This window comes from Xenorhabdus lircayensis (genome assembly GCF_016306625.1).
GTDB classification, from domain to species: domain Bacteria; phylum Pseudomonadota; class Gammaproteobacteria; order Enterobacterales; family Enterobacteriaceae; genus Xenorhabdus; species Xenorhabdus lircayensis.
Genome location: NZ_JACOII010000039.1, coordinates 65208 through 87971 on the forward strand (window position 1 = coordinate 65208; position 22764 = coordinate 87971).

A 22764-nucleotide genomic window follows, 5' to 3' on the forward strand; every position below is an offset into this window, starting at 1 on the left:
AATTAAACCCCAGGCCCATCTTGGGGTTTTTGACATTAAGGCACCCTAGCGATGAAACTGACAGCCAGAGGCAGTATCCTCGATCTTTCCTGCCCACAAGTAATGGGAATTTTGAACGTTACTCCCGATTCTTTCTCTGATGGTGGAACCCATAATACCTTTGATACCGCGCTGAGACATGCCGCCAAAATGATCGAGGAAGGCGCAACTATTATCGATGTGGGAGGAGAATCGACACGTCCTGGTGCGGATGAGGTGAGTGAGCAGGAAGAGCTGGATCGCGTTGTTCCCGTGATTGAGGCATTGGCGCAGCGTTTCGATGCCTGGATCTCGGTGGATACTTCAAAAGCTGTTGTGATGCGGGAGTCAGCCAAAGCCGGAGTTCATATTATCAATGACATTCGTGCGTTACAGGAACCTGGTGCACTTGATGCAGCGGCAAAAACCGGATTGCCGGTCTGCTTGATGCACATGCAGGGGCAACCCCACACGATGCAAACTGAACCTCACTATGAAGATGTCTTGTCGGAAGTAAAAACATTCCTGATATGGCAAATTGAGCTTTGTGTTGCGGCAGGTATCGCAAAAAACAACCTGATTCTTGATCCTGGCTTCGGTTTTGGTAAGAACTTGTCGCATAATTATCATCTATTGGCTCATTTGCAAGAATTCCATCATTTGGGCTTGCCGATTCTGGTGGGAATGTCACGTAAGTCCATGATTGGTAAATTGCTTCATGTACCACCGCCGGAGAGTGTGATAGGAAGCGTTTCTTGTGCTGTGATTGCAGCCATGCAAGGTGCCCAAATTATTCGTGTACATGATGTAAAAGAAACCGTTCAGGCAATGCAAATCGTTCAAGCAACACTGTCTACGAAGAACACGATGTCAGCAAAAAATACGCTGTGAGCAAAGAATACGTTCAGCAAAGGAAAAGAAATTTATGAGTAACCGTAAATATTTTGGTACTGATGGTATCCGTGGCAAAGTAGGTAATACCCCTATTACCCCCGACTTTGTTTTGAAACTTGGTTGGGCCGCGGGAAAAGTGCTGGCACGTCATGGTTCTCGCAAAATTATCATTGGTAAAGATACCCGAATCTCAGGTTATATGCTGGAATCTGCTCTAGAAGCAGGTTTGGCCGCCGCGGGGTTATCTGCATCCTTTACTGGCCCTATGCCGACACCTGCCGTGGCATATCTGACACGTACTTTCCGCGCAGAAGCTGGCATTGTTATTTCAGCTTCCCATAATCCTTACTATGATAACGGCATTAAATTTTTCTCCATTGACGGCACCAAACTGCCAGATGATGTTGAAGAAGCGATTGAAGCGGAAATGGAGAAACCCCTGACTTGTGTGGAATCAGCCGAATTAGGACGTGCAAATCGGATTGTTGATGCGGCGGGCCGTTATATTGAGTTTTGTAAAGGAACATTCCCTAGCGAACAAAATTTAAATGGATTAAAAGTTGTTCTGGATTGTGCCAATGGTGCTACCTATCATATCGCCCCCAACGTTCTCAGAGAGCTGGGAGCGGATGTTATTACCATCGGTTGTGAGCCGAATGGCATCAATATCAACGAAGAGTGTGGTGCCACAGATGTTCGTCTATTGCAGAAGCGTGTACTGGAAGAACAGGCGGATGTTGGTCTGGCATTTGATGGTGATGGTGACCGTATCATCATGGTCGATCATTTGGGCCATAAAGTTGATGGCGATCAGATCCTCTATATCATTGCGCGCGAAGCATTGAGACAAGGTCAGCTACGTGGCGGAGCAGTGGGTACGTTAATGAGTAATATGGGGTTAGAGCTGGCATTAAAGCAGCTTGGCATCCCATTTGAACGTGCGAAAGTCGGCGATCGCTATGTACTGGAAAAATTGCAGGAAAAAGGCTGGCGTCTGGGGGCTGAAAATTCAGGCCACGTGATCTTGCTGGACAAAACCACGACAGGTGATGGTGTTGTTGCTGGATTGCAAGTTCTGAGTGCAATGGTACGCAATAATATGAGCCTGCATGACCTGTGCAGTGGTATGAAACTTCTACCTCAAATTCTGGTTAACGTTCGCTTTGCAGGTAATACCGATCCCTTGCAATCAGAACCTGTGCTTGAAGTCGTTAAATCAGTTGAGACTGAATTGAATGGTCGCGGTCGTGTTCTGTTGCGTAAATCTGGCACAGAGCCATTGATCCGTGTAATGGTAGAAGGCGAAGATGAAGAACAAGTCACAGCACTGGCGCATCGTATTGCTGACGCTGTGAAAAAAATGGGTTGATTTGTTGATTTTTTCTCCGATCAGAGTCAGTATTTAAAATTAACCTTGCTTGTCGGAAATGCTTTGGTTAGTATTCACACCCGCTCAATAAGTTAATTTTTTTAATTTTGTGAGCGGGTGATGTAATATAACGTCGCTACGAAATTGTGGTAAACCCCACGAGGAAACGGGTACAACATATGTATGAAGCTCTTTTAGGTATATTCTTGCTGGTTGGTATCGGGCTAATTGCTCTGGTTCTGCTACAGCAGGGTAAAGGTGCTGATATGGGGGCTTCTTTCGGTGCGGGTGCATCTAACACACTGTTTGGTTCATCGGGTTCTAGTAACTTCATGACCCGTATGACAGCTGTTTTAGCAACGTTATTTATTGTTATCAGTCTGATTCTTGGTAACATGACTAGTAATAAAACGGCCTCAAGCAGTAAATGGGATAATCTTGCTGATCCTGTCAAAGTTGAAAAACAAGTAGAAGTTCCGGCAGCGCCAGCAAAAACAAATAGTGATATCCCACAGTAAATTTCAATAACAGAATTGAAGTAGGGTTGTTGGTTTAAATAGTTAATATAGCTAACCATTAAAATGACAGTCCTATAACTCAGTGCCGAGGTGGTGAAATTGGTATACACGCTACCTTGAGGTGGTAGTGCCTAAACAACGGGCGTACGGGTTCAAGTCCCGTCCTCGGCACCATTAATCTAGAAACTTGCGTTTTTAGTATTATCAGCGTAAGATTTGCCACGTTTTCGAACGCGGGATGGAGCAGCATGGTAGCTCGTCGGGCTCATAACCCGAAGGTCGTCGGTTCAAATCCGGCTCCCGCAACCACTTCTTAATAACATGTACCTTTTCCAGAGTAGTCATTCAGCAGCCATTATGATATCGATCCTAAATTGCAAGGTTGTTTTGAAAGGTATAGAAAGAAGTTGGTTGAGACCACTGGCAGTAAACAGGGTCCAGTTGCATAAAGCCCCGAGTATCGGGGTTTTTTGTTATTTGACAGCAGAACTACTGGGCTAATATAGCCCTTTTTTTATGTCTTGGGGGTGGGCTTGTCCACATTAGAGCAAAAATTAACAGAGATGATTTCAGCACCAGTTGAAGCTTTGGGCTTTGAATTAGTGGGCTTGGAGTTCATTCGCGCACGTGTATCAACGCTGCGGGTCTATATCGATAGTGAAGAGGGTATCACTGTTGATAATTGTGCTGATGTTAGCCACCAGGTCAGTGCAGTGCTTGATGTTGAAGATCCGATTTCAGTACTTTATAACCTGGAAATATCTTCACCGGGGCTTGAGCGTCCACTGTTTAAGGCTGAACATTACCAGCGTTTTATGGATGAAGAAGTCAATTTGGTTTTACGCATGGCAATGCAGAACCGTCGCAGATGGCAAGGTATCATCAAGGCTGTTGATGGTGAAATGATTACGGTTACGGTGGATGGAAAAGACGAAGTGTTCGCACTGAGCAACATCCAGAAAGCGAACCTGGTACCCCACTTTTAAAGTTCGGATGAGGCAACTAGGATGAATAAAGAAATTCTGGCTGTTGTGGAAGCGGTTTCTAACGAAAAATCTCTCCCTCGTGAAAAAATCTTCGAAGCATTAGAGATTGCACTGGCGACAGCCACCAAGAAAAAGTATGAGCAGGAAATCGAAGTTCGCGTTTGCATCGATCGCAAATCCGGTGATTTTGATACGTTCCGTCGCTGGTTAGCTGTAGAAGAAGTTACCCAGCCAACGCGTGAAATCACACTGGAAGCGGCTAAATATGAAGAGCCAGAAATTGATCTGGGTGGTTATATTGAAGATCAAATTGAATCGGTGACTTTTGACCGCATCACAACCCAGACCGCAAAACAGGTTATCGTACAGAAAGTACGTGAAGCTGAACGTGCGATGGTAGTTGATCAATTCCGTGAGCAGCAAGGTGAAATAGTGACTGCTCAGGTCAAAAAAGTGAACCGCGAAAATATTACTCTGGATTTAGGTAATAACGCTGAAGCGGTTATTTTGCGTGAAGATATGTTGCCACGGGAAAACTTCCGTCCAGGTGACCGCGTGCGCGGTGTCCTGTATGATGTTCGTCCTGAAGCGCGTGGTGCACAGCTTTTCATCACTCGTTCTCGTCCAGAGATGTTGGTTGAACTGTTCCGCATCGAAGTACCTGAAATTGGCGAAGAGATCATTGAGATCAAAGCTGCTGCCCGTGATCCAGGTTCCCGTGCGAAGATCGCAGTGAAAACCAACGACAAGCGTATTGACCCTGTTGGTGCCTGCGTAGGTATGCGTGGGGCAAGGGTACAGGCCGTTTCCAGTGAGTTGGGCGGTGAAAGAATTGACATCGTGTTGTGGGACGATAATCCTGCACAGTTTGTCATTAATGCAATGGCTCCAGCGGATGTTGCATCTATTGTGGTTGACGAAGATAACTGCACAATGGATGTTGCCGTAGAAAACAGCAATCTTGCTCAGGCGATTGGCCGTAATGGTCAGAACGTTCGTCTGGCAGCACAGCTGTTGAAAAAGCATCGTGGTGATGACAAGTGGGAACTGAATGTCATGACTGCGGAAGAGCTACAAGCAAAACATCAAGCAGAAGCACATGCTTCTATTGATACATTTACTAAGCATCTCGACATTGATGAAGATTTCGCCACCGTATTGGTCGAGGAAGGCTTCTCTACACTGGAAGAACTGGCTTATGTGCCAATTAATGAACTTCTGGCAGTAGCGGGCCTTGATGAAGAAACCGTTGAAGTTCTTCGTGAACGCGCAAAAGCGGCCTTGACTACGCTGGAACTGGCTCAGAAAGAGAGTCTTGGTGATCAGCAACCTGCCGAAGATTTATTGAATCTGCCTGGCATGGAGCGTACTTTGGCGTTTAACCTGGCTGCCCGTGGCATCTGTACTCTGGAAGATCTTGCCGAGCAGGGTATCGACGACTTATCTGATATCGAAGGACTGAATGATGAGCAAGCAGGAGAACTCATTATGGCAGCCCGTAATATCTGTTGGTTTGGCGATGATGCATAAATAAACTGTAGCAGGAAGGAACAGAATGACAGAGGTAACCGTAAAATTACTGGCAGAAGAGATCCAGACTTCGGTTGAACGCTTGATCCAGCAATTTGCTGATGCTGGCATTCAGAAAATCGCAACTGACTCTGTTTCCCAGAAAGAAAAAGAAGCTTTGCTGGCTCACTTGAACCGCGAACAAGGCGGTTCTGGCAGCCAGCCAAGTAAATTGACACTACAGCGTAAAACGCGCAGTACACTGAACGTTCCTAGCACCGGTGGCAAAAGTAAATCGGTAGCGATTGAGGTCCGCAAAAAGCGCACATATGTAAACCGCGACGCGATTGAACAAGCTAAAGCGGAAGAACAGGCTCGGCGCGAGGTAGAAGAGAAAGCGCAGCTTGAAGCTGAAACGAAGAAACTCGTGGAAGAACAAGCTAAACGTGACGTTGAACAACAGACGAAGCGTGAAGTAGAAGCGAGCGCTCAACGTGAAGCAGAAGAAAAAGCCAACCGTGAAGAGGCTGAACTGCCTCAACGTGAGGCAGCGGAAAAAGAAAAAGTGACTAAGCAACATACCGAAAACAAACCAAAATCAGTTCAGACTGAGCCTGCCGCGCAAAATGAAAAAGCGCGTCGTGAAGCCGAAGCAGCAGATTTAAAACGCAAAGCTGAAGAAGAAGTACGCCGTAAGGTTGAAGAGGAAGCGAAACGTGTTGCAGAAGAAGCGCGTCGAATGGCAGAAGAAAATAAAGACAAATGGTCTAACGACTCTGATGTTAATAGTGAAAACAGTGATTATCACGTAACCACTTCCCGTCATGCCCGTGATGCGGAAGATGAAAATGACGCCAAAGTTGAAGGTGAGCGTCGTGCCCGCACCCGTGGCGGCAAAGCTACCCGCCAGAAGAAGAATAACAAACATTCTGAATCTAAAGCTGATCGCGAAGAAGCACGCGCAGTAGGTCGTAACAAAGGCAAACAGCGCAAGCCTAGCACCTTACAGCAGAGCTTCACCAAACCTGTTGCAGCGGTTAACCGTGATGTCATGATTGGTGAGACAATTACCGTCGCTGAACTGGCTAACAAAATGGCCGTTAAAGGTTCCCAAGTCATCAAAACTATGATGAACATGGGGGCAATGGTGACCATAAACCAAGTTATCGATCAAGAAACTGCGCAAATGGTTGCCGAAGAAATGGGGCACAAAGTTATCCTGCGTCGTGAAAACGAGCTGGAAGAAGCGCTGATGAGTGATCGTGATACGGGTGAAACGCTGGCAGAATTTCGTGCACCAGTTGTTACCATCATGGGTCACGTTGACCACGGTAAAACCTCTCTGCTGGACTATATCCGCTCCACTAAAGTGGCTTCCGGAGAAGCGGGCGGCATTACCCAGCACATTGGTGCGTATCATGTGAAAACTGAAAAAGGCATGATCACCTTCTTGGATACCCCAGGCCATGCTGCGTTTACCTCCATGCGTGCACGTGGTGCAAAGGCAACGGATATCGTGGTTCTGGTTGTGGCTGCGGATGATGGCGTTATGCCTCAGACTATAGAAGCTGTCCAGCACGCCAAGGCTGCCAGCGTACCAGTAGTCGTTGCAGTGAATAAGATCGACAAACCAGAAGCCGATCCTGATCGCGTGAAGAACGAACTTTCACAGTACGGCATCATTCCTGAAGAATGGGGCGGTGAAACTCAGTTCATCAACGTTTCTGCTAAAGCCGGTATTGGTATTGATGAACTGTTGGAATCAATCCTGCTTCAGGCAGAAGTTCTGGAACTGAAATCCGTACGTACTGGTATGGCGAACGGTGTGGTCATTGAATCCTTCTTGGATAAAGGCCGTGGTCCAGTTGCAACCATTCTGGTTCAGTCTGGTACTCTGAACAAAGGCGACATTGTCCTGTGTGGCTTCGAATATGGCCGTATCCGTGCGATGCGCAACGAGCTCGGCCGTGAAGTGACGTCTGCTGGTCCATCCATTCCAGTAGAAATATTGGGTCTGTCCAGCGTTCCATCTGCGGGTGATGAAGCGACCGTTGTTCGTGACGAGAAAAAAGCGCGTGAAGTGGCTCTGTATCGTCAGGGTAAATTCCGCGAAGTGAAACTGGCTCGCCAGCAGAAATCCAAGTTGGAAAACCTATTTGCCAGCATGGAAGAAGGTAAGGCATCAGAACTGAACATCGTTCTGAAAACTGACGTTCAAGGTACATGTGAAGCAATTTGTGACTCACTGCTGAAACTGTCTACTGATGAAGTGAAAGTGAAAATCATTGGTTCTGGCGTGGGCGGTATCACTGAAACTGATGCGACTCTGGCAGCAGCATCCAACGCAATTATTCTGGGCTTCAACGTTCGTGCTGATGCTTCAGCACGTCGTGTCATCGAAAACGAAAGTCTGGATCTGCGTTACTATTCCGTTATCTATAGTCTGATTGATGAGATTAAACAGGCTATGAGCGGTATGCTAGCACCAGAATACAAGCAGCAGATCATGGGTCTTGCAGAAGTCCGTGACGTATTTAAGTCACCGAAGTTTGGTGCTGTTGCTGGTTGTATGGTGACGGAAGGTACCATCAAGCGTAATAACCCGATCCGCGTCCTGCGCAATAACGTGGTGATTTATGAAGGTGAGTTGGAATCCCTGCGTCGCTTTAAGGATGATGTTAACGAAGTCCGTAATGGTATGGAATGTGGTATCGGTGTGAAGAACTACAATGATGTTCGTGTTGGCGATATGATTGAAGTCTTTGAAGTGATTGAAATTAAACGCTCCATCGATTAATACCATTATATACCCAATAGATTCATTCCATTCTTGGGGGGCTTAATGCCCCCCAAAATGTCAGGAGATATAACAATGGCAAGAGAATTCAGTCGGGCTCAGCGCGTTGCACAGGAAATGCAAAAAGAGATTGCCATCATTTTACAGCGAGAAGTCAAAGATCCCCGTATCGGAATGGCGACAGTCTCTGGTGTTGAGGTTTCCCGCGATCTGGCTTATGCCAAAGTGTTTGTGACCTTTCTGAATGTACTGGTGGAAGGGCATAATTCAGACAAAGTCGAACAGGGTATCAAGGCATTGAACGAAGCCTCTGGTTTCATTCGTTCCCTGCTGGGTAAAGCGATGCGCCTGCGCGTCATTCCTGAACTGACGTTTTCTTATGACAGTTCTCTGGTGGAAGGGATGCGTATGTCGAACTTGGTCAGCAACGTCGTGAAAAATGACGAGCAGCGCCGTGCATCTACGGATCACAACGAGGAAAAATGATGGGGCGCCGTCGTAGAGGCCGTGCGATACACGGTGTACTGTTGCTGGATAAGCCGCAGGATATTTCCTCCAATGATGCGTTACAGAAAGTAAGGCGGATTTTCAACGCCAATAAGGCGGGCCATACTGGTGCGCTGGATCCTCTGGCAACTGGTATGCTGCCGATTTGTCTTGGCGAAGCAACCAAATTTTCCCAATTCCTGCTGGATTCTGATAAACGCTATCGAGTGATTGCTCGTTTGGGGCAGCGTACAGATACTTCGGATTCACATGGAACAATCATTAGTGAACGCGAAGTACAAATCACCCAATCTCAGCTTGATGCTGCATTGGATACATTCCGTGGTGATACCATGCAGGTTCCTTCCATGTACTCTGCATTGAAACATCAGGGAAAACCACTGTACGAATATGCCCGTCAGGGTATTGAAGTAGAGCGGGAAGCGCGTCCTATCACTGTCTATGAATTGCAATTCATTCGCTGGGAAGGGAATGAACTGGAATTGGAAATTCACTGTTCCAAGGGAACTTACATCCGCACCATCATTGATGACTTGGGTGAACTTTTGGGCTGTGGCGCTCATGTAATTTATCTGCGCCGTTTACAGGTAGCCAATTACCCCAACCAAAGAATGGTGACGCTGGAACAGTTATATGAATTAAAACAACAGGCCGAAGCTCAAGAGATTGAAGCGGGAGAATTGCTTGACCCATTGCTGCTGCCGATGGATACCGCCGTTGCTCATTTTCCTGTGATTCATTTAGCATCCGTGGTTGCGTCTTATTTTAAACAGGGGCAGCCAGTTCGAAGCAGACATGATCTGGCTTCGGGCGAATGGGTACGTGTCACCGAAGGGGATGAAAATAAATTCATCGGCATTGCGGTGATTGATGATGATGGGCTGGTGGCTCCGCGCCGTCTGGTTGTTGAAACTGAAATTGAATAATGATAGTAACGGACAAGGAATTTGAAGCAGGCAAATTGTATAGAAGTGGTGAATGGCAACAATTGTGCTGTCTTGCGCTTCACCTATTTGCAGCGTAGAATACCGCGTCTATATATGAGTTGCTGAATTAGAGATCGGCACTTGTCATTTTAAACTACATATTTGGAGTTATACTATGTCTCTAAGTACTACTGCAAAAGCGCAAATTATTGTTGATTTTGGCCGTGGCGCTAACGACAGTGGTTCCAGCGAAGTTCAGATCGCACTGCTGACTGCTGACATCAACCAGCTGCAAGGTCACTTTTCAGAGCACAAAAAAGATCACCACAGCCGTCGTGGTCTGCTGAGAAAGGTTGCACAGCGTCGTAAGTTACTGAACTACCTGAAGCGTAAAGATTTGGCACGCTATACTGCTCTGATTGAGCGTCTGGGACTGCGTCGCTAATCGATGAGTTTCAGAGAAAAGGGGCCTAATCGGGCCCCTTTTCTTCTAGGAAACGGGATTTAGAAAACAGTATTGAGAAATTTAAACACTGTTTCTATCGTTTCTAAAATTTGAACCTCTTCCGCTACAGTGACTCGCGCGGCTAATGAGAGTCCTTAAAGGAGTGAGCACTGTCATTAGTCGTGAGGGTGTAGCAAGAAGAGAAAATCCATTGTTGCTGAGAATTAAGGTTGGCAACACTAATAAAGGTAAATTATTTTGCTGAATCCGATAGTTCGTAAATTCCAGTATGGTCAGCACACCGTGACCATCGAAACCGGCATGATGGCTCGTCAGGCGACAGCCGCTGTCATGGTAAATATGGATGACACTGCGGTATTTGTTACCGTTGTGGGTCAGAAAAAAATGAAAGCAGGGCAGGATTTCTTCCCCCTGACCGTTAACTATCAGGAGCGTACTTACGCTGCTGGCCGTATTCCGGGAAGTTTCTTCCGTCGTGAAGGCCGTCCGGGAGAAGGTGAAACCCTCGTTGCCCGTCTGATTGACCGTCCTCTGCGCCCTCTGTTCCCAGAAGGTTTCCTGAACGAAGTTCAAATTATCGCGACAGTAGTTTCTGTTAACCCACAGGTGAACCCTGATATCGTTGCCATGATCGGTGCATCTGCTTCACTGGCACTGTCTGGCATTCCATTTAATGGCCCAATTGGCGCTGCACGCGTGGGTTATATAAACGATCAGTACGTACTGAACCCAACCAGCGATGAACTGAAGAACAGCCGTCTGGATCTGGTGGTTGCGGGTACAGAAGGTGCGGTATTGATGGTAGAATCCGAAGCGGAGCTGCTGACAGAAGAGCAAATGCTGGGTGCTGTTGTATTTGGTCACGACCAGCAGCAGATTGTCATTGAGAACATCAATGCACTGGTCGCTGAAGCAGGTAAAGAAAAATGGGATTGGGCACCTGAGCCTATCAACCAGCCACTGCATGACCGTGTTGCTGTACTGGCAGAAAGCCGTCTGGGTGACGCTTACCGCATTACTGAGAAGCAAGAACGTTACGCTCAGGTTAATATCATCAAAGAAGAAGTTTCTGCGATTATTTTGGCAGAATCTGCGGAAAAAGGCGTTGAACTGGAAGAGAGCGAAGTTCTTGACGTACTGGCTGTTCTAGAGAAAAACGTTGTTCGTGGCCGTGTTCTGCGTGGCGAGCCTCGTATTGATGGCCGTGAAAAAGACATGGTTCGTGCTCTGGACGTTCGCACTGGCGTACTGCCACGTACTCACGGTTCATCTCTGTTCACCCGTGGTGAAACTCAGGCACTGGTTGCTGCAACACTGGGTACAGAGCGTGATGCCCAAATTATTGATGAACTGATGGGTGAGCGTACAGACCGCTTCCTGTTCCACTATAACTTCCCTCCATACTCTGTCGGTGAAACTGGCATGGTCGGTTCACCAAAACGTCGTGAAATCGGTCACGGTCGTCTGGCAAAACGTGGTGTATTGGCCGTGATGCCAAGTGCCAGCGAATTCCCATATACCGTCCGCGTAGTGTCTGAAATCACTGAATCCAACGGTTCCTCTTCTATGGCTTCTGTCTGTGGTGCTTCACTGGCACTGATGGATGCGGGTGTGCCAATTAAGGCAGCCGTTGCAGGTATCGCTATGGGTCTGGTGAAAGAAGGGAATAACTTTGTTGTTCTGTCTGACATTCTGGGTGACGAAGATCATCTGGGCGACATGGACTTTAAAGTTGCGGGTAGCCGTGATGGTGTCAGCGCATTGCAGATGGACATCAAAATTGAAGGCATTACCCGTGAAATCATGCAGATTGCTCTGAATCAAGCTAAAGGTGCTCGTCTGCACATTCTGGGTGTGATGGAGCAGGCAATCCAGAGCCCACGTAACGATATCTCTGAATTTGCACCACGCATTCACACCATCAAGATTAATCCAGACAAGATCAAAGATGTGATTGGTAAAGGTGGTTCTGTTATCCGTGCATTGACAGAAGAAACTGGCACCACCATTGAAATTGAAGATGATGGTACTGTGAAGATTGCGGCAACTGACAGTGACAAAGCGCGTCACGCTATCAGCCGTATCGAAGAAATCACTGCCGAAGTTGAAGTGGGTCGCATCTATAACGGTAAAGTGACCCGTATTGTTGACTTTGGTGCATTTGTTGCCATCGGCGGCGGCAAAGAAGGTCTGGTACACATTTCTCAGATCGCGGACAAACGTGTTGAGAAAGTCACTGATTATCTGCAATTGGGCCAGGAAGTACCCGTTAAAGTACTGGAAATCGATCGTCAGGGTCGTATCCGCCTGAGCATGAAAGAAGCATTGATGACTACCGAAGAAGCATCACAGTCACCAGAACCAACAGTAGAATAAATTTGACGTAAAGAGCGGCGTCCTGTAAAAAGGGCGCCGTTTATACTCAATAGATTTCGAGTTACAGCTTGGCGGTAGCTTGAAAGATGAGAGTAAGTTAATTTTGGGCAAGATGCCTGAAATATACAATGTGGGTGGAGTAACAGGGCATTCTGATTAATGTCTGACTTCGGGAGTGGGAAATGAATTCTTTTCTGCGCTGGTGTTATGTTGCGGTTATTTTTCTCCTTGTGGGATGTGGCAGCACTAGCACTGGGTGGCGTAAAAATGAAATTATTGCTATTCCATTACAACCGACATTGCAACAAGAGGTTATTCTGGCACGCATGGAGCAAATACTTGCGAGTCGGTCACTTACGGAAGATGAGTATGCACAGCTTTTATATGAACGAGGTGTGCTGTATGATAGCCTAGGGTTGAGGGCATTGGCACAGAATGATTTTTCAGTGGCTTTGTCTATCCGTCCTGATATTCCTGAGATTTTTAATTATCTAGGAATTTATTTTACGCAGGCAGGCAATTTTGATTCTGCCTATGAAGCGTTTGATTCTGTTTTAGAGCTTGATCCAACTTACAATTACGCGCGAATGAATCGCGGCATCGCACTGTATTACGGTGGCCGCTATCGATTGGCGCAGGATGATCTGCAGGCGTTTTATCAAGACGATCCAAATGATCCCTTCCGTTCGTTGTGGTTGTACCTTGTGGAAGAGAAAGTCGACCCGAAGGTTGCAATGACGAATTTGTCGCACCATTTTGACAAAGCGAACCGGGGGCTATGGGGCTGGAATATCGTTGAATTCTATTTGGGCAAAATCAGTGAGAAGATACTGATGGAGCGTTTACAACAGACTTCAACGGATAACACTTCGCTCGCTGAGCATCTCAGTGAAACTGACTTCTATTTAGGTAAACATTACCTAAGTCTGGGGGATGAGGATAGCGCAGTTGCGTTATTCAAGCTGACGGTAGCTAACAATGTTCATAACTTTGTTGAGCACCGCTACGCATTGTTGGAATTGGCGCTACTAGGCCAAAGACAAGATGATTTATCGGAATCGAACCAACAATAGCTGACGAACATTTTTATAAAGATTTTTAAGTCCACATCTTGATAGGTGGGGGCTTGTTTGTTCGTTTAATAACATAATTTGAGCCAGTTCACATTTTAAATGAAAATGACAGAAATTCTTTTCACTGTGTTATGTAGACTGGCCGCCACGATTAATAAGGCACCATTACATGACCACTGAGACTGAACTCTCTTTTGCTGATTTAGGTTTATCAGCACCTATTCTTGCTGCACTGGGAGACTTGGGCTACGAGAAGCCTTCTCCTATTCAACAACAATGTATTCCTCACCTGCTGAACGGTCGTGATGTGCTGGGCATGGCACAGACTGGTAGTGGTAAAACTGCGGCATTTAGCCTGCCTTTACTGCATAACATTGATGCTGAACTTAAAGCTCCACAGATCCTTGTGTTAGCGCCAACCCGTGAACTGGCGGTGCAGGTTGCTGAAGCATGTTCAGATTTCTCCAAGCATATGCGCAATGTGAATGTTGTTGCGCTTTACGGTGGACAGCGTTATGACGTCCAATTACGTGCTCTGCGTCAGGGGCCACAAGTTGTAGTGGGTACGCCAGGCCGTCTGCTGGATCACCTGAAACGTGGAACACTGGATCTGTCCAACCTGAAAGGTTTGGTACTGGATGAAGCCGACGAAATGTTGCGTATGGGCTTTATCGAAGATGTTGAAAACATCATGAGCCAGATCCCTGCTGAACATCAGACAGCGCTATTCTCAGCGACCATGCCTGAAGCGATTCGCCGTATTACTCGTCGTTTCATGAATGACCCACAGGAAGTTCGCATTCAGAGCAGCGTTACAAACCGTCCTGACATCAGCCAAAGCTACTGGTCTGTTTACGGCGCGCGCAAAAATGAAGCGCTGGTACGTTTCCTTGAAGCAGAAGATTTTGATGCTGCGATTATTTTCGTGCGTACCAAAAATGCAACACTGGAAGTGGCAGAGGCTCTGGAGCGTAGCGGTTATAACTCTGCGGCACTGAATGGTGACATGAATCAGTCTCTGCGTGAGCAGACACTTGAGCGTTTGAAAGATGGTCGTTTGGACATTTTGATTGCGACCGATGTTGCCGCTCGTGGTCTGGATGTTGAGCGCATTAGTTTGGTAGTTAACTACGACATCCCAATGGATGCAGAGTCCTATGTACACCGTATTGGCCGTACTGGTCGTGCGGGTCGTGCGGGTCGTGCCCTGCTGTTTGTTGAAAACCGCGAACGTCGTCTGTTGCGTAACATTGAACGCACTATGAAACTGACGATCCCAGAAGTTGAACTGCCAAATGCAGAACTTCTGAGCCAGCGTCGTCTGGAGAAATTCGCGACTAATGTTCAGCAACAACTGGAAAGCAGCGATCTGGATCAATATCGTGCACTGTTGGCTAAGCTGGGTACTGGTGAAGAGCTGGATATGGAAACACTGGCTGCAGCCCTGCTGAAAATGGCACAAGGTGAGCGCCCGCTAATTCTGCCAGCAGACCCAGTTCGCCGTCCTCGCCGTGAATTCAACGATCGTGATGACCGTCGTCGTAATACTAGTGGTTTTGGCGATCGTGAAAGAAGCGATAGAGGCGATAGAGGCGAAAGAAGCGACAGAGGTAACAGAAGCGACAGGGGTGACAAAGGTGACAGCCCTCGCCGTGAACGTCGTGACGTGGGTGATATGGAACTGTATCGCATTGACGTGGGTCGTGATGATGGTGTTGAAGTTCGTCACATTGTTGGTGCGATTGCTAACGAAGGTGATATTAGCAGCCGTTATATCGGTAATATCAAGCTGTTCGCGACTCACTCTACGATTGAACTGCCAAAAGGGATGCCAGGAGAATTACTGTCTCACTTTACCCGTACCCGTATTCTGAACAAGCCACTGAACATGCAGTTGATGGGTGATGCACAACCATTCGAACGCCGTGAGCGTCGTGGTGGCGGCCGTAATGGTAACGGCGGTAGCGCTGGCAATGGCGGTAGTGCTAATGCTAATGGTAGCAATGGCCCACGTCGTGACCGTGATAGTTTGAGTAATGGTAATAACGGTGGTCGTCGTTTTAACAATGAACGTCGTGGTGGTGGTGGTGAGCGTGGCTCTTTCCGCGGTCGCAGCAACGATGATTCCAATGGTGGTGCACCACGTCGCCGTCAAAGCACTGGTAACGCATAAGCATACATCAACGTTTCATTGACTTGTTTCGTTGGCTTAACCGTTGCATTGAAAATATCGCAATGATGCATTGAAAATAAAGCCCTTTCTCTTAACGGAGAAAGGGCTTTTACTATTGTGTCACATGAGATTTTTGCATTTGAACTCAGGCTGGTTGTTTAGGGATACATTTACTCAATTCGGCCTTGACCTCAACATCTGAAAGTAAGTACTCACCTTGATGAATAATAACTTTCTTTAACTTGTCGTTGAAACCAATGTGGGTTACTTCCTGCAAAATCCGCTCTTCTACGGAGCATAGACCGCCTTCGGTTTGAGCCAATGGATGGACAAGCACACGGTGTTTGCACTCAAAAAGCTGCTTAATTCCTTTCAGAAAGCCATGCTGATTGAGCAGAGTATTTAACTGAAGTTTTGCGTTATAAAAGTCACCGACCAGCAAACGTGAGGTACTGAAATTACCTTCAATCTCCAATTCTTTCTGATTATTAAGGTTCTTCAGGATCATTCGGTTCGTTTTAATTTTGAGATAAAAATCCGTCAAGGGCATTTCCTTTGTTTATTTTTCCTGTAGGGTCAGGAAATTATGCCCTAAGCAGCGATTAATTTAACCCCAGTTCTTCTTTAAGGGGTTTCAAATAACGACGGCTTACTGGAATACGGTCATCATTGCTCAGAACCAGCTCCGCCTGCCCACTTTCCCCAAAAACAATTTCCCGCAAGTGGGACATATTGACTAGATACTGACGATGACAGCGGGTCAGTGAAGTACGGGTTTCCAGCGTGCGCAGGGTCAACTCGGTAAAACCTTCCTGCCTATTGGCGCTCATAACATACACACCACTCAGCCGAGAAGTGACGTACAGAACATCATCCAGCGGCATCAGCCATATCCGGCTATGTCCTGTACAGGGAATATATTTCAGTTGCTCATCTTCACGTTGTAGATCCGCTATATTTTGCTTTTGATAGCCAGAACGCAGCCGTTGCAACGTTTTACTCAGACGCTCTTTTTCCAGTGGCTTCATTAAATAATCGAACGCATGTTCTTCGAAGGCTTGCACCGCATATTCATCAAACGCAGTCAGAAAAACGATATAAGGGCGATGCTCAGGATCGAGCATTCCGACCATTTCCAGCCCGGTAATGCGGGGCATTTGAATATCGAGGAAAACAACATCTGGTTTCAGGCGATGGATGGCACCAATCGCTTCCACCGCGTTGGTACATTCACCGATGATTTGAATATCCGTTTCCTCCTCAAGCAGGCAACGTAGATTCTCACGAGCCAGTGGCTCATCATCAACAATCAATACATTCATATTTACGCCGCTTTTTTAGCCTTTTTTTCCAATGGTAAACATAAAATGACACGGGTAAATTCCTCTGGTTGGCAATCAACTCTTACACCATACTGTTTACCATAACGAAGCTGTAGGCGTTTATCTACTAGACTCATCCCAAGTCCATCCCCCCTTTTTTTGGGGCAATAAAGACCTGCATTATCTTCAATTTCTACCAATAGCAAATTGGCTTCCTGATGGGCTCTTATCGTAATTCTTCCTGTATCAAGTAACTGTGACGTGCCATGTTTAATGGCATTTTCAACCATCGGTTGTAGGGAGAACGCAGGCAATTTTGCATTGTGCAGAGATTCTGGTATCTCTATGGCAATCTGAAGGCGTTCACGGAAGCGAGCTTTCTCAATTTGTAAGTAAGCATTCACATGCTCTATCTCATTCTCCAGCGTGGCAATTTCTTCAGGTCGCTTCAAATTCTTACGGAAGAATGTCGAGAGATACTGTACAAGCTGGCCTGCCTGCTGGCTATCCCGACGGATCACCGCTTGTAATGTATTTAGGGCATTAAATAAAAAGTGAGGATTCACTTGCGCGTGAAGCAGCTTCACTTCTGATTGCAGCAAAGATTGCTTATTCCGTTCATACTGTCCGGCAAGAATTTGGGCAGAGAGCAGGCTGGCAATTCCCTCACCTAATGTACGATTGATAGAACTGAATAAACGATTTTTGGCTTCGTAAAGTTTGATAGTGCCGATTACTTGCTGATTTTCTCCTCGTAAAGGGATCACGAGAGCAGAGCCAAGTTTACAAATTGGGCTAAGGGAACAACAATAGGGCGTTTCATTACCATCGGCATATACCACTTCATTATTTTCAATCGCGCGATACGACTGTTCTGAGGCTATGGGCGTCCCGGGCAAGTGATGATCAGAGCCGATACCAATAAACGCCAGTAATTTCTCTCTGTCAGTGATCGCGACGGCCCCGATTTCCAATTCCTGATAGATAACTTTTGCCACACGCATGCTGTTGTCTTCATTGAATCCTTTGCGCAGGATCCCTTCTGTACAGACAGCAATTTTTAAGGCTTGGGCAGAAAAGGCGCTGGTGTATTTTTCGAAAATGGCGCGTCTGTCCAATAAGATGCGGATAAACATGGCTGCGCCAATGCTATTGGCGACGATCATGGGAGCGGCGATATCTTTTACTAGATTCAGTGCTTCACTGAAAGGATTTGCAAGCAACAGGATAATGCCCATTTGGGTGCATTCAGCAAAGAGAGTAACAATGGCAGCCGTCCATGGATTCAGCAATTTATTAATCTGCCCTCGTTTCATCAGGTAAATATGTACAAGGCCACCTAATACGCCTTCTACAATGGTGGATACCATACAACTGAACGCAGTCATTCCTCCGAGGGAATAACGATGTAGTCCTCCCGTGAATCCCACCATCGCCCCTACCGTTGGCCCACCGAGAAAACCACCTAATACGGCACCAATCGCGCGAGTATTGGCAATCGAATCATTAACATTTAGCCCAAAGTACGTTCCCATAATGCAAAAGATGGAAAAAACCACGTAACACATCAGCTTATGTGGTAGGCGAACAGTAACTTGCAATAAGGGAATAAACAGAGGGGTTTTACTCAGCAACCAAGCAATCACCAGATAGACACACATCTGCTGAAGTAGTAACAAAACGAGGTTAAATTCGTACATATTTTTTCACTGCGTGATTAATGACGATAAATAAATTTAAGGCCCCATTATCAAAGGTTGAATTTAATGCCGTCAATAGGGCGTTGGCAGGATAACGTATTTATAGGAACGGGGAAGAATTATCCGCCCCAAGGGGCGGATAAGAAAGGAAAAATTGAGAGAAAGTAATAGAAAGTAAATGGTGTTATTACTTATAACAAACGGTGTTATTGCTTACAGATGACGTAATCGTTGACTTTCTCACTGATAACATGTTCGAATCCTTCGTCTATGTTCACGGCATAATGTGCGTTTCTTCCTCGTTGATCTGTCCCTGGCGTCGCAGAACGATAGGAGCGATGTTGTGGCCAGCCGTACAGGTCATGCATTGTATTGTTTATGTGGGCTGTGTACAGGCTCATCAAGTCGTCTTTTGTCGGCAATGTGCCATGTATTCTCTTACAATACCATTCGGCTCCCTTATAGACGCGACGCGGCCATAGTTCACCATTTTCAAGAAATTTGTCCACTCTTTTCATATCAAGAGATTGTAGCTCTATTAGTAATCGAGGTCGGCTAAAGACAGCTCCATTTGCTCCCACTGCGGTTTCAGCCATATGTCCCCAAAAATTGGCCCCGGCGACGTCTGGGCTGGTTGCGACAGTAAAGATGACATCTTGAGTTTGTGGAGCAGCAGTACCGTCCACTGAGACAGACAGCGTAGTCTTCACACCCAGTCCGTTCGGATCGGTCACGGTAATAGACAGCATACCTTGATCATCGGTGAAGTCTTGATACACGCCTGATGCGCCATTGAGCAATACCGTAGTTTTCTGAGCGTCATTATGACGATTCACTGTCTTAATGGCTTTTACTCTGACGGCTACATTTCGGACCAATTGTCCATGGTTTAGCGTTTTGATTTTCAGTGTGATCGGTTCGTCTTTTTTAACCTTATCAGCACTCACCGTGATCGTCATATTATCGGCAAGCCCTCTGACCGTACCACCTTTTCCACCATCATGAGTCTCGTTTCCTTGTTCGGCACTCATGCTGGTATCAACGATCCGGGTATTTCCGATAAGGCCAAGCGCGTTTTGTGCTTGCACAGCAATCTCTTTCACTGTACCCGCATCTGCCTGTGTCAAAGTATATTCAGGGATCTGGCCTGAATCGATGATCGTATGGCCTTTGGTCATGTCAATATTGCCCTTATTGCCCCACACATAGCGCGATTTATCCGTTGTATCGCCGTGATTGGCGTTAAAGGTATAGGTGGCACCCAATTTCTGCCCCATTTCCAACTTGCCGATGATGGTCAGATTCTTGATAAGCGGTGCCTCAGGATGTACGAACATGATCTCAATGGGCTTGATGATAATTCCATCCACTTGCGGCGTAATCTTCAGTACCCCGATCTTTTCGCTGGCAGTGAGCAGGGATTCATAGACACCGGATTGGGTTTCTTTCATCTTTTCGATCTTCGGGTCGTTGACTGCTCCGTTTAATCCACTGGTGACCAATTTGATATCTGAGGCAAGCCCGCGGATTGGTTTGTCATCCTTATTTTTCAGGGTCAATGTCAGGAGGGTAGTTGAGCGTCCATCAGCCAACAGCTCTTTATCTTTTGCAGTGAAAGTGGATTTACTGGCATTGATTTCTGCGGGGAGTACCTGCACCTGCATTTCTACGTGTTTGGAAGCGTTGCCGTGCTCATCGTAAGCAACAGCTTCCACGGTATAGGTATTGTTGCCTTGAGATTGATATTTTGGCAGGGTCAGCAGATAGTGTGTACCACCTTGATGCCCAATTTTACCACCATTGGCAAACAGGCTCGCAGCTTCCCATTGGATGTCTTTAAATCCATACTTGCTGCTGACACTGATATGGAGAGGTTTGGTATCACCGGCATGGCCGATAAGCAGGTTTTCCATTGCCAGAGAGATCACTTCACGTTTTCGGTACTCCAGAACGATCTGATTATTTCGATCGACCAAATCATATCGGCTGCCTTGCAGAGTTCGTTTGGACGTGACGGCACCCGGGTCAATCTGTTTCGACCACGGCGTACCGATTTCATAATTCACTTCCATATTGAACTGAGTTTCTCCGCCACCGGACATATCTTGTCTGCGGTCAATACCGAAAGTCAGTAATGGGATCGGGGTATAATTAATTCCAGCAGTAAGGGCAGAAGGATTCTTCCCGCGGTGATCTTTATTTATTAACCCGACTTCATCACCGAAGTATTGTTCATACACTAACTTACAGCCAAGTTGTGGTAAGGCGGGTATATAACCTTGTACTCGCAGATCGAACCCATTGGCTGGGCGTTCATCATAATCGGTCAGAAGATGAGACTCTTTCCAGTTGCTTAAGCGGAAATAACCGTTTGCACTTAGTTTCAGGTAATTACGGGCGTATTCTGCACCAAGGCCAAACCGAGTATTATCGCCGGTAAGATCATGGTCAAGGAAAGCATTGTAGCCCAGCATCCAGCCACCAAAAAAATGGCGTTGCCCTAATCCAATATTAACGGTGCTGCGTTTATCGATATGGCGTAGGCCGAACTGAGTAAAAGTCACTTGGCTGCTGGTATCATACAGAGGTAGCAGCATATCAAACTGACTGCCATTCAGGCGGCCATGACTATCTATATTCGCTTGCACACGCGTTGTGCCGTAGCGACCCAGCCAATCTTGAATTTGCCGATTAGCTTCCCCCATCGCCAGATTGTTTAATTGGCTTTCTGCGTTATTCCCAATTCTGTCACTGGTGAGTAAATTACCCACTCGGGAGGCAACTTCAGCCAGACGAAGGGAGCTTTCATCTGTAGTGGATGCTTTGTCTAATGAAGAATAGTTAAAAGGTAGCCATTTATTGTTCCGGGGTTTTGGGACATCAATTTCGCTACTGGCCCCCAGTGCTGTAAAAGGCTTGTCAAAAGTACGTAGTTGATTGATTTCTTTTAGTTCGGTAACTGTTAAACCATAACGTTTAGCGATGGTATTGACGGTTTCCCCTGACGTCAGGATATAAGGCTCTGTCAGTATCGCCCATTTTTCATTTTGAAAAGTCGTATGTGTTTTGGCAGTAACAATAGTGGAAGTAAACGCGGCAGCAACCGGAAACACAAATTGAGTGATAATGTTCACCCAAGCTACACGTTTCAGCAAGTCTTGCTGATTCTGTAGCCACGGCTTATCGAATTTTTTGTTCATAGCTATAAACCCGTAACAATAAAAAAATATCAGGTGAAAACCAGCAGTAAACCTACCCATTTCAGGATATTAGGTTCTATTTTCTGCCAGCCATGAGCCGTGTAGTCAGGGGAAAAACGTCAGATAATGACGGAATAAAAGGATGACAACACGGCATTGCCTGATCTGAGATTTCACGAAATAGTTAACAAATTCTGTTTGTTGGTTAACAACTAGATGATTGATCTAGAATTTGTTATTTGTAAGGTTTTTTATTCCAACATAAAATCATTTATTGATCAATATAACTTTCGATATCAATCATTCTAAGTAAAACAGGGAGTGAGGGAGAAAAAGTGGGTTTAGTGGTATTAGGCGTTCTTATAATAGTTAAAATATGTTTTATTGCATTAATTTAATAAAAACAAATAGTTATCATTTTTCTTTATATTATCTTGATATTCTCAAGTAGATCAAAATAAAAACAGCACAAAATATAAGAGAATATGATTGGTTAACATATTGTTATTATCTATTATTTACTTTCGTTTTCCTTTTTCTACACAGACGGTTTAATAATGTACAGTCATTGTTAAACCGTCACATGTAAAATTAATCTTTGCTGTTCATGGTCAACGATAATTGAAGCGTTATTTTTAAAAGATTAAAAAATAGACAAGGAATAACATTGATAATTTATTATGTAAGAGAGGCAGCACTGTTCATTATGCTTGACAATTATTTATTGTTTTTTTTGTGATTTAGATATTATTTATATTCTGCAAAATTGCGCATAGGTCATATAATTACTAAAGTTGAAATTCTTTATGCAATAGACTAAAAAATGATCGCAAAATCATTATTAACTGATATTTATGTATCAGGGGAGACCTTATTGCCGTAAGAATGATAGGCATAATGATATTCTTATTATGTCGGTATTCTGTTCAA

General features: G+C 45.8%; 16 protein-coding genes and 2 tRNA genes. 14 read left to right on the forward strand and 4 right to left on the reverse strand.

The window, feature by feature from the left end; genetic code table 11:
• Positions 1-51 precede the first annotated feature (51 nt).
• The 14 genes from folP (at position 52) to H8A87_RS11515 (ending at position 15612) form a co-directional block, all read left to right on the forward strand.
• A complete protein-coding gene (gene folP, locus H8A87_RS11450) occupies positions 52-909 on the forward strand; it encodes a dihydropteroate synthase (RefSeq protein WP_198690094.1) in 858 nt (285 codons plus the stop codon).
• Between the two features lie 34 nt (positions 910-943).
• The gene (glmM, locus tag H8A87_RS11455; protein ID WP_198690095.1) at positions 944-2281 is read left to right on the forward strand and encodes a phosphoglucosamine mutase; all 1338 of its coding nucleotides are present in this window, start codon (positions 944-946) and stop codon (positions 2279-2281) included.
• A 179-nt stretch (positions 2282-2460) separates the two neighbouring features.
• Positions 2461-2799 carry a preprotein translocase subunit SecG gene (secG, locus tag H8A87_RS11460; protein ID WP_198690096.1) on the forward strand — a complete coding sequence of 113 codons (339 nt, stop codon included), beginning with the start codon at positions 2461-2463 and terminating at the stop codon, positions 2797-2799.
• 84 nt (positions 2800-2883) lie between these two features.
• Positions 2884-2973: transfer RNA gene (locus H8A87_RS11465), tRNA-Leu, on the forward strand.
• A gap of 58 nt (positions 2974-3031) precedes the next feature.
• A tRNA-Met gene (locus H8A87_RS11470) sits at positions 3032-3108 on the forward strand.
• 224 nt (positions 3109-3332) lie between these two features.
• The gene (rimP, locus tag H8A87_RS11475; RefSeq protein ID WP_198690097.1) at positions 3333-3785 is read left to right on the forward strand and encodes a ribosome maturation factor RimP; all 453 of its coding nucleotides are present in this window, start codon (positions 3333-3335) and stop codon (positions 3783-3785) included.
• Between the two features lie 21 nt (positions 3786-3806).
• On the forward strand, positions 3807-5315 hold the full coding sequence (nusA, locus tag H8A87_RS11480; protein ID WP_198690098.1) for a transcription termination factor NusA: 1509 nt from the start codon (positions 3807-3809) through the stop codon (positions 5313-5315).
• 25 nt (positions 5316-5340) lie between these two features.
• Positions 5341-8091 carry a translation initiation factor IF-2 gene (gene infB, locus H8A87_RS11485; RefSeq protein ID WP_198690099.1) on the forward strand — a complete coding sequence of 917 codons (2751 nt, stop codon included), beginning with the start codon at positions 5341-5343 and terminating at the stop codon, positions 8089-8091.
• Positions 8092-8166: 75 nt separating this feature from the next.
• Entirely contained in the window at positions 8167-8577 is a 411-nt protein-coding gene (gene rbfA / locus H8A87_RS11490; protein WP_198690100.1) for a 30S ribosome-binding factor RbfA, read from the forward strand.
• Entirely contained in the window at positions 8577-9524 is a 948-nt protein-coding gene (gene truB, locus H8A87_RS11495) for a tRNA pseudouridine(55) synthase TruB (RefSeq protein WP_198690138.1), read from the forward strand. The genes rbfA and truB overlap by 1 nt, the downstream gene beginning before the upstream one ends.
• A 175-nt stretch (positions 9525-9699) precedes the next feature.
• A complete protein-coding gene (gene rpsO / locus H8A87_RS11500) occupies positions 9700-9969 on the forward strand; it encodes a 30S ribosomal protein S15 (RefSeq protein ID WP_198690101.1) in 270 nt (89 codons plus the stop codon).
• A 258-nt stretch (positions 9970-10227) separates the two neighbouring features.
• Positions 10228-12366, forward strand: a complete 2139-nt coding sequence (gene pnp, locus H8A87_RS11505) for a polyribonucleotide nucleotidyltransferase (RefSeq protein WP_198690102.1) — start codon at positions 10228-10230, stop codon at positions 12364-12366.
• A gap of 182 nt (positions 12367-12548) precedes the next feature.
• Positions 12549-13439 (forward strand): lipoprotein NlpI, encoded by an 891-nt coding sequence (gene nlpI / locus H8A87_RS11510; protein ID WP_198690103.1) that lies wholly within the window; start codon positions 12549-12551, stop codon positions 13437-13439.
• Positions 13440-13608: 169 nt separating this feature from the next.
• Positions 13609-15612: a DEAD/DEAH family ATP-dependent RNA helicase gene (locus H8A87_RS11515; RefSeq protein WP_198690104.1), complete on the forward strand. Its 2004-nt coding sequence runs from the start codon at positions 13609-13611 to the stop codon at positions 15610-15612.
• A gap of 145 nt (positions 15613-15757) precedes the next feature.
• Here the strand turns inward: H8A87_RS11515 and H8A87_RS11520 are convergent, their stop codons facing one another.
• From H8A87_RS11520 to H8A87_RS11535, 4 genes are all read right to left on the reverse strand, one after another.
• The gene (locus H8A87_RS11520; protein WP_198690105.1) at positions 15758-16156 is read right to left on the reverse strand and encodes a hypothetical protein; all 399 of its coding nucleotides are present in this window, start codon (positions 16154-16156) and stop codon (positions 15758-15760) included.
• A gap of 58 nt (positions 16157-16214) precedes the next feature.
• A complete protein-coding gene (gene btsR, locus H8A87_RS11525; protein ID WP_198690106.1) occupies positions 16215-16934 on the reverse strand; it encodes a two-component system response regulator BtsR in 720 nt (239 codons plus the stop codon).
• A gap of 2 nt (positions 16935-16936) precedes the next feature.
• Positions 16937-18634: a sensor histidine kinase gene (locus tag H8A87_RS11530; RefSeq protein ID WP_198690107.1), complete on the reverse strand. Its 1698-nt coding sequence runs from the start codon at positions 18632-18634 to the stop codon at positions 16937-16939.
• Between the two features lie 206 nt (positions 18635-18840).
• Positions 18841-21834 carry an inverse autotransporter beta domain-containing protein gene (locus tag H8A87_RS11535; protein WP_198690108.1) on the reverse strand — a complete coding sequence of 998 codons (2994 nt, stop codon included), beginning with the start codon at positions 21832-21834 and terminating at the stop codon, positions 18841-18843.
• Between the last annotated feature and the right edge of the window lie 930 nt (positions 21835-22764).

Excerpts from the sequence above, each read along its gene's own strand:
- folP (WP_198690094.1), top strand. The coding sequence starts at position 52 with ATGAAACTGACAGCCAGAGGCAGTATCCTCGATCTTTCCTGCCCACAA.
- glmM (WP_198690095.1), top strand. The coding sequence starts at position 944 with ATGAGTAACCGTAAATATTTTGGTACTGATGGTATCCGTGGCAAAGTA.
- secG (WP_198690096.1), top strand. The coding sequence starts at position 2,461 with ATGTATGAAGCTCTTTTAGGTATATTCTTGCTGGTTGGTATCGGGCTA.
- nusA (WP_198690098.1), top strand. The coding sequence starts at position 3,807 with ATGAATAAAGAAATTCTGGCTGTTGTGGAAGCGGTTTCTAACGAAAAA.
- infB (WP_198690099.1), top strand. The coding sequence starts at position 5,341 with ATGACAGAGGTAACCGTAAAATTACTGGCAGAAGAGATCCAGACTTCG.
- rbfA (WP_198690100.1), top strand. The coding sequence starts at position 8,167 with ATGGCAAGAGAATTCAGTCGGGCTCAGCGCGTTGCACAGGAAATGCAA.
- truB (WP_198690138.1), top strand. The coding sequence starts at position 8,577 with ATGGGGCGCCGTCGTAGAGGCCGTGCGATACACGGTGTACTGTTGCTG.
- rpsO (WP_198690101.1), top strand. The coding sequence starts at position 9,700 with ATGTCTCTAAGTACTACTGCAAAAGCGCAAATTATTGTTGATTTTGGC.
- nlpI (WP_198690103.1), top strand. The coding sequence starts at position 12,549 with ATGAATTCTTTTCTGCGCTGGTGTTATGTTGCGGTTATTTTTCTCCTT.
- H8A87_RS11515 (WP_198690104.1), top strand. The coding sequence starts at position 13,609 with ATGACCACTGAGACTGAACTCTCTTTTGCTGATTTAGGTTTATCAGCA.
- btsR (WP_198690106.1), bottom strand. The coding sequence starts at position 16,934 with ATGAATGTATTGATTGTTGATGATGAGCCACTGGCTCGTGAGAATCTA.
- H8A87_RS11530 (WP_198690107.1), bottom strand. The coding sequence starts at position 18,634 with ATGTACGAATTTAACCTCGTTTTGTTACTACTTCAGCAGATGTGTGTC.
- H8A87_RS11535 (WP_198690108.1), bottom strand. The coding sequence starts at position 21,834 with ATGAACAAAAAATTCGATAAGCCGTGGCTACAGAATCAGCAAGACTTG.